At 71.1% G+C, this 1,655-nt stretch carries 1 protein-coding gene; it reads left to right on the top strand.

The features are described 5' to 3' along the window. Window positions 1-17 precede the first annotated feature (17 nt). A complete protein-coding gene (locus tag ACFOYX_RS36205) occupies window positions 18-1,613 on the top strand; it encodes an IS1182 family transposase (RefSeq protein ID WP_322444138.1) in 1,596 nt (531 codons plus the stop codon). The last annotated feature ends 42 nt before the right edge of the window (window positions 1,614-1,655 follow it).

The following is a 1,655-nucleotide window of genomic DNA, read 5'->3' as shown; positions in this document are numbered from 1 at the left end:
GCTGATAGTTTGCCGGTGTGGCGTTGGGTGTGGCTTCGCAGCAGTTGGATCTGCTGGATCCGGTGACCCGGTTCTGTGAAGAGGCGTTGCCGGCGAACTCGATCTTCGCGTTCCTGCATGAGCATCGGCAGATGCTGTTCCCGGACGGGATGTTCACCGACCTGTTCGCGCAGATCGGTCGCCGGTCGGTGCCGCCGTCGGTGGTGGCCACGGTGATGGTCCTGCAACGGCTGGAAGGCCTGTCGGATCGGGAGGCGGTGGACCGGTTCACGTTCGACGCGCGCTGGCGTTACGCCGCCGGGGTCGGCGGCTGGGACGGCGCCGGCCGGGTCGGGTTCGCTCACACGGTGCTGGTGGACATGCGGGAACGGCTGCGCCGCTCCGACCGGCCGGACCGGGTGTTCGAGGTGGCGTTGGACGCCGCCCGGGCGGCGGGGTTGCTGGGTCGGCGGCGGGTCCTCGATTCCACACCGCTGTATGACGCGGTCGCCACGATGGACACGGTCACGCTGATCCGCTCGGCGATCCGGGGGCTGCTCGCCACCGCCGACGGCGACCTGGCCGCACGGTTGCGGGCTGTCCTGGCCAGCGGGGATGACTACACCACGACCGGCAAGCCGGTCATCGACTGGGACGACAAGACCGCCCGTGATGCCCTGGTCGACTCCCGGGCCCGCGACGGTTACGCGCTGCTGGCCGTCCTCGACGGGCTGACGCTGCCCGAGCCGGTCGGTCAGGCGACGCGGCTGCTGGCCACGGTGCTGGGCCAGGACTTGGAGACCGGCGACGACGGCGTGCTGCGCATCGCCCGCAAGGTCGCCCCGGACCGGGTGATCTCCACCGTTGACCCCGAGGCCCGGCACGGGCACAAGACCAGCCACCGCGGCTTCGACGGCTACAAAGGCCACATAGCCGTCGACCCCGACGCCGAGATCATCACCGCCACCGAGGTCACCGCCGGCAACACCGGCGACGCCGAGCCGGTCGCCGACCTCATCACCGATCTCACCGACGCCAACGAGCCCGCCGAGGACACCGCAGCGGTCTACGGCGACGCCGCCTACGGCGCCGGCGAGGTCCTCGACCGGCTCGACGCCGCCGGGATCGACATCAAGACCAAGGTCCAGCCACCGAACGCCCCCGCCGGGAAGTTCACCAAGGACCGCTTCGACATCGACCTGCAACGCCAGCAGGTCACCTGCCCGGGCGGCGTCACGATCCCGATCCGGCCGGTGCAAGGCCACGACCGCAACGCCGGCAGGGCCGACTTCGGCAGCGCCTGCGCTACCTGCCCGCTGCGCGGGCACTGCACCGAGTCCAAGACCGGGCGCAGCATCACCATCGGCCACCATGAAGCCCACCTCGCCGCCGCCCGCACCCGCCAGACCGACCTTGCCTGGCAAGCCGACTACCGCGCCACCCGACCCAAAGTCGAACGCAAGATCGCCCACCTCATGCGCCGCCGTCACGGCGGCCGACGCGCCCGCATGCGCGGCCGAACCCGGATCGCCGCCGACTTCACCCTCCTCGCCGCCGCGGTCAACCTCGCCCGACTCGCCACCCTCGGCCTCACCCACACCCGCCAACACGGCTGGACCCTCCAGCCCGCATGAGACAGACGCCCTCAGGCCAGCCGGACAACACCCTCGAACACA

The organism is Micromonospora sp. GCM10011541, from assembly GCF_042650725.1.
Classification (GTDB): domain Bacteria; phylum Actinomycetota; class Actinomycetes; order Mycobacteriales; family Micromonosporaceae; genus Micromonospora; species Micromonospora sicca.
Note: the sequence above shows the minus strand (reverse complement) of the source record. Positions and strands in the feature narration are given on the sequence as shown.